Raw genomic sequence first — 6,246 nt, forward strand, 5'->3', positions numbered from 1 at the left:
GGATGCGTCAGGCTGGCGGCAAGCGCCGGATTACCCGAGGGCGCGTTTCGCGATGGCGGCCAGATAGCCGGATGCTGCCGGCAGAATGGCATCGTTGAAGTCGTAGTTGGCGTTGTGCAGGCCGTGTCCACCCTCGGCCGAACCGTTGCCGATCCAGGCGAAGGCGCCGGGCCGGTGCTGCAGGAACCAGGCGAAGTCCTCGCCGGTCAGGGCGGGAGGCAGGTCGCGCCGCAGCGGCAGGCCAGCCGCCTTGACCGCCTCGACCGCCAGATCCCGCTCCGCCGGCGTGTTCGCGGTCACCGGGTTGCCGGGGGGCACCCGCACGTCGATTTCGACCTCGAAGGTGCGTGCGATACCCTGGGACATCCGGCGGATCGTCTGCTCCACCTGGTCCCGGACCTCGTTACGCAGGCTGCGCATGGTGCCGCGCATCACCGCCCGGTCGGGGATCTGGTTGGCGGCCGAACCGGCCTGCATGGTGGCGATGGTCACCACCGCGCTGTCCAGCGGATCGACCGAGCGAGAGACAATGGACTGCAGCGCCAGCAGCAGATGGGCGGATGCCACCATCGGGTCGCGCGTCAGGTGCGGCAGGGCGGCATGTCCGGCATGGCCGGTGACGGTGAACTCCAGCCGGTTGCCGGCGGCCATGACGGCACTGTCGTGCAGCGCGATCGTTCCAGCTTCCAGCCCCGGCCAATTGTGGTAGCCGAAGATCCGCTCCATCGGGAATCGCTCGAACAATCCGTCGGCGATCATGGATTTGGCGCCGCCGCCGCCTTCCTCGGCCGGCTGGAACACAAGCTGGACGGTGCCGGACCATCCTGTGTCCGCCGCCAGCAGCGTCGCCGCGCCGAGCAAGGAGGTGGTGTGGCCGTCATGGCCGCAGGCGTGCATGACGCCGGGAGTGCCGGACGCGTGAGGCACGCCGCTGGTTTCCTGGATCGGCAGGGCGTCCATGTAGGCGCGCAAGCCAACCGACCGGTTGGACTGGCCGCGAGTGATCGTCGCCACCACGCCGTGACCGCCGACGCCCGCCGTAAACGGAAGGCCGAGTTCCCTCAGGCGCGCCTGAACGAAGTCGGCGGTGTTTCGCTCGTGCAGGGTAAGTTCGGGGTGCGCGTGCAGGTGGCGCCGCCACTTGGTCAGCGTCTCGTGCAGACTAATGTCCATAGACGGACGGTAGCGGGTCGGCGCGGGCTGGGCAACGGTCAAGCAAGGCCAGGGCGCTGCCCTGGACCCGCAAAGGGGCGGATGCCCCTTTGATCCCCGTCCAGGGGCTTGGGGGAGAGGGGGCGACCGGGACGGTTGCAACAACTGAGTAGCCCCCTCTCTCACAAACCCCTAAATGGGTTCCAAAAGCGTCAGCCTTTGGCGGGGTTGAGGGGCAGAGCTCCTCGTCTTGCTTACCGCTCCAGGGCCATCGCGACACCCATGCCGCCGCCGATGCACAGGGTGGCGAGGCCTTTCCTGGCGTCGCGCTTCTGCATTTCATGCAGCAGGGTCACCAGAATACGGGCGCCCGATGCGCCGATCGGATGGCCGATGGCGATCGCGCCGCCGTTCACGTTCACCTTGCTGGTGTCCCAGCCGAGGTCCTTGTTCACGGCCAGGGCCTGGGCGGCGAAAGCCTCGTTGGCTTCGACCAGGTCCAGCTCGTCTGGCTTCCAGCCGACGCGGCCGAGGAGCTTGCGGGTGGAGGGGATCGGCCCGGTGCCCATCACCGCGGGATCGACGCCGGCGGTGGCGAAGCCGGCGATGCGGGCGAGCGGCGTCAGGCCGCGCTTGCTGGCCTCGGTAGCCGTCATCAGGATCAGTGCCGCGGCGCCGTCGTTGATGCCGGAGGCGTTGCCGGCGGTGACCGTGCCATCCTTGCTGAAGGCCGGACGCAGCTTGCCCATGGTCTCCTTGTTCGAGTCGTGCCGGATATATTCGTCATCGGCGACCTGGATGTCGCCCTTGCGGGCTTTTACCGTGACGGGGACGATCTCGTCCTTGAAGCGGCCGGATTTCTGCGCGGCGGAAGCCTTGTTCTGCGAGCCGACGGCGAACTCGTCCTGCTGCTCGCGGCTGATCTGGTACTTGGTGGCGACGTTCTCGGCCGTGTTGCCCATGTGATAGCCGTGGAAGGCGTCCCACAGCCCGTCCTTCAGCATGGTGTCGACGAACTCCAGGCCGCCCATCTTGGCGCCGTTGCGCAGATGCGCGGCGTGCGGCGACAGGCTCATGCTTTCCATTCCGCCGGCGGCGACGATGGCGCTTTCGCCGGTGCGGATCTGCTGGGCGGCGAGGGCGACGGAGCGCAGGCCGGAGCCGCAGACCTGGTTGATGCCGAACGCGGTGGCGGAGTCTGGAATGCCGGCGGCGTGGGCGGCCTGACGGGTCGGGTTCTGACCTTCGCCGGCGGCAAGCACCTGGCCGAAGATCACCTCGTCCACGTCGGATGGCTCGATGCCGGCGCGGGTGAACGCCGCCTGCAGGGCGATCGAGCCGAGGTGGTGCGCGTGGATCGTGCTAAGCGCGCCGTTGAAGCTGCCAACCGGCGTTCTGGCGGCCGAGACGATGACGATGTCCTCCATAGCCTGTTCTCCCCTGTTGCGGTGCGATCCGCGTCATGCGGGCTTCCGCCGCGTCCGGTGGATGTGCGCAGGCGGGGGGCGGAAAGCAAGGTGGGGATATGCCTGGTGGCGCCTTTCGCGGCAGCCTTCGCGCACCGCCATGCCTGGCGGATCTAGATAGGGCAATGGCACCGGCGACTTGCATGCGGCGCGGCCTGACGGAGGCTGCTGCATGAACCGTGCCGTCGACGGTCAGGCGGCCAGTCCGCGTTCGGCGGCATCACATGCCAAGCTGGGTTGCCATGTCCTGGATGTCGGTGGCGACGATGTCCCAGTCCTGTTCGGCTTTGGTGTCGCGCTTCTGGTGCGGGCCGTATTCCGTGGGACGCGGGAAGAAGGCGGTCATCAGCCCGCAGGTCCGGGCATGGGCAAGGTCGCCGTTATGGGCGGCGCCAAGCATGACCTGGCCGGGCGAAAGGTCGAGCAGGGCGGCGACACCGAGATAGGTCTCCGGGTCGGGCTTGAAGTGGTGGAACAGGTCGGAGCCGAAAATCATGTCCCACGGGATGCCGGCGAATTTCGCCATGTTGAGCAGCAGCGAGACGTTGCCGTTGGACAGCGGCCCGATGATAAAGCGAGACTTCAGGCGGGTCAGGCCAGGGATGGAGTCCGGCCAGGGGTGCAGGCGGTGCCAACCCAGGTTGATGTGGACACGATCGGCCTCGGTTACGCCCTGGATGCCGAAGTCGGCGATCAACTGGTCGAGCGAAGCTCGGTGCAGGTCGTCCAGTCTGGTCCAGGGGCGTTCGCCCTTGCGGACCCGGTCCATGGAGGGGTGATAGGCGGCGCGCCAGGCATCCACCAGGGCGGGCCAGTCGGCTTCGATGTCGCGGCTGGTGCCGTAGGCGGTGAGGTCGGCGATCAGGCTGGATCGCCAGTCCACGACGGTGCCGAAGGTGTCGAAGACGATGGCGACGGGCTGCTTGGTAGGCATGGCTGGTTTCCCCGGCTGTCGGGATGCAGCAGAGCGTTGACGGTGCAGTTGGTCAAGCGTGGCGAGGGATGCGTGGCCACCTGTCGCATGGATAACATTCCGATGTCGTTAGAAAATCCGTAGTGGCGATAACAAGCGGGAATCAACACCCCTGGGCATGATCCGACCTTGGGCTTATGGCGCGGTGGCGGCCGCGGCGATGCCGAGCAGCCCATCGGCCAGCCACCGTCGCAACGCCTGCTTGTCGAGTTTTCCAGTCGGGCCATGCGGTAGTTCCTCGACGAACACCATCGTGTCCGGCAGCCACCACTTGGGCACGATGTTTGCCAGGTGGATATGTAGCGCCTGTTCGGTCACCGGTTCGGCCAGGACGGCGATCAGCAGTGGGCGTTCCTGCCAGCGCGGGTGCGGGATCGCGATCACCGCCACCTCCCGCACCGCGGGATGGCGGGCGGCGGCGTCTTCCAGCGCCTGGCTGCTGATCCATTCGCCGCCCGACTTGATGACGTCCTTGCTGCGGTCGACCAGGTGCAGGGTGTTGTCGGCATCGATCCTGGCGACGTCGCCGGTCCGCAGCCAGCCGTCCTGGCTGATTGCGTCGACGTCCGGCCGGCGGAAATAGCCCGCGGCCGACCAGTGCCCGCGCACTTGCAGATGGCCCGGCGTGACGCCGTCGCGGGGGAGTGTGGTGCCGTCCTCATCGACGATGCGGATGGCAGCGCCGAACACCGGCTTGCCCTGGGTGCGCATCGCCGCCACTGCCGCATCCGGCGGCAGGTGGCGTGGCGCGAAGGACATGGTGGCGCCGCTAGTGGTTTCGGTCATGCCCCAGCCGTGGATGGTGCGCACGCCGTAGTCGCGCAGGTAGGCCTCCATCATCGCCAGCGGTGGCGCCGTGCCGCCGGAGAACAGCCGGTTGAGCCGCCCCAGCCCCACCCCGGTGTCTCGGCAATGGCGCAGCAGGTCGAGGAAGATTGTCGGCACGCCGGGCGCCACGGTGATGCCGTGCTCGACGATCAAGCCGTGCAGGAAGCCGCTGTCCGCTCGGCGTCCCGGCAGGACGAGGCTGGCGCCATACATCGGCCCGAAGAACGGCACCGCCCAGCCGTTGCAGTGGAAGAATCCGGGGATGGCGATGATGGCGTCGTCGGCGCTGAGGCCCCAGGCGTTGCCGCCGCCGGTCGACAGCGCGTTCAGCACGGTGCCGCGATGGGTATACAGCGCGCCCTTGGGCGGCCCCGTGGTGCCGGAGGTGAAGCACAGCAGGCACGCTGACCGTTCGTCCAGCACCGGCCAGGCGAAGCTGGGGTCGCCGTCCGCCAGCAGGTCCTCGTAGGACAGCAATGCCGGCAGCGAGGTCGGCGGCAGCGCGCCCGCCGGCGCCATCATCACGTAGCGCCGCACGGTTTGCAGTTGCGGCGCCAACTGTTCCGCCAGCGCCAGCGTGTCGGGATCGATGAACAGCGTGTGGTAAGCGGTGAAATCGATCGTGTAGGCGATCTGCGCCGGCGGCAGCCGCGGATTGGCGGTGTGCAGCGCCGCGCCGACGCCGGTCGCGGCGTAGAACAGCTCCAGGTGCCGGTGGGTGTTCCAGGCCAGCGAGCCGACGAAACAGTCCGGTCCGTAGCCGATGTGTCGCAAGGCGGATGCGAGCCGGCGCGCCCGTGCCTCCAGCTTGGCGTAGTCGGTGTCGATTTTTTCATTGGCATAGCGGCCGATTACCTTGACATCGCCGAATGTCGCGGCGGCATGGGCCAGGACACTCGACAGCAGCAGCGGTAGGTCCTGATTGAGGCCCAGGGCGATCGCTTGAGTGGTTGAGGGATTCCCGTACGGGCTAGAATCGGATTCATAGGAAGCCTCTCATCAGGAGGTCTCTATGTCCATGCCAAGCCAGCCCTGCTTCTTGTCCCACTTCGCGGCCCTCCGGGACCCGCGCCAAGCGTGCGACGTGATCGCGGCGATTGATCCTGAGCTGTTCAAGACATGTTTCCTGACCTGGGTAGACGGGTTGCGGACTGACACGCCCGAGATTATCGCGATCGATGGCAAGACCTCGCGTCGCAGCCATGCCCGCGGCAAAGGGCGTCTGCCGCTGCATACGGTGTCCGCCTGGGCGACGCGTCAGCGATTGGTCCTTGGACAAGAGGCGGTGTCGGCGAAATCCAATGAGATCACCGCCATTCCTGTGCTGCTGCGTCGTCTGGAACTGGCCGGCGCGTTGGTGACCATCGATGCCATGGGCACGCAGAAGGAGATTGCCCAGACGATCATCGAGGGTGGTGGCGATTACGTGCTGGCCTTGAAGGAGAACTGGCCAGCGACCTATGCCGAAGTGGAAACCGTCTTTGCCGATCCACCACCAACGCTGACGCTGCAAAGCTTCGAGACCGTCGATGGCGACCATGGCCGGATCGAAACCCGCCGCCATACGATCTGCCACGACATCAACTGGCTGTTCGCCGAGCGGCGTCATCCGGGCGAATTTGCATTCCCTGGCCTGACCGCCATCGGCATGATCGAAAGCGAAACCGAGCGGGGCGGCGTTATCCAGACAGAAACCCGATACTACCTGTGCTCAACCAAACTCAGTGCCGAGACCCTCGCCAGGGTCGTGCGGAGCCACTGGGGCATTGAGAACCGGCTGCACTGGGTGCTGGATGTGGTATTCCACGACGATTTGGCGCGCCTGCG

General features: G+C 66.9%; 4 protein-coding genes and 1 pseudogene. 1 reads left to right on the top strand and 4 read right to left on the bottom strand.

From position 1 onward, the window contains the following. Positions 1–30: 30 nt before the first annotated feature. From ACQY4S_RS27900 to ACQY4S_RS27915, 4 genes are all read right to left on the bottom strand, one after another. Positions 31–1,173 (bottom strand): amidohydrolase, encoded by a 1,143-nt coding sequence (locus tag ACQY4S_RS27900; protein ID WP_428488434.1) that lies wholly within the window; start codon positions 1,171–1,173, stop codon positions 31–33. 233 nt (positions 1,174–1,406) lie between these two features. Beyond that, entirely contained in the window at positions 1,407–2,579 is a 1,173-nt protein-coding gene (locus tag ACQY4S_RS27905; protein WP_428488435.1) for an acetyl-CoA C-acetyltransferase, read from the bottom strand. A gap of 259 nt (positions 2,580–2,838) precedes the next feature. After that, positions 2,839–3,552: a haloacid dehalogenase type II gene (locus ACQY4S_RS27910; RefSeq protein WP_428488436.1), complete on the bottom strand. Its 714-nt coding sequence runs from the start codon at positions 3,550–3,552 to the stop codon at positions 2,839–2,841. A 174-nt stretch (positions 3,553–3,726) separates the two neighbouring features. Further along, positions 3,727–5,358, bottom strand: a complete 1,632-nt coding sequence (locus ACQY4S_RS27915) for an AMP-binding protein (RefSeq protein WP_428488519.1) — start codon at positions 5,356–5,358, stop codon at positions 3,727–3,729. Positions 5,359–5,500: 142 nt separating this feature from the next. On the opposite strand from ACQY4S_RS27915, the pseudogene ACQY4S_RS27920 reads away from it, so the two are divergent. After that, positions 5,501–6,246, top strand: a pseudogene (locus ACQY4S_RS27920) (ISAs1 family transposase); the annotation flags it as partial.

This window comes from Rhodopila sp. (assembly GCF_965276935.1).
In the GTDB taxonomy this organism is placed as follows: domain Bacteria; phylum Pseudomonadota; class Alphaproteobacteria; order Acetobacterales; family Acetobacteraceae; genus Rhodopila.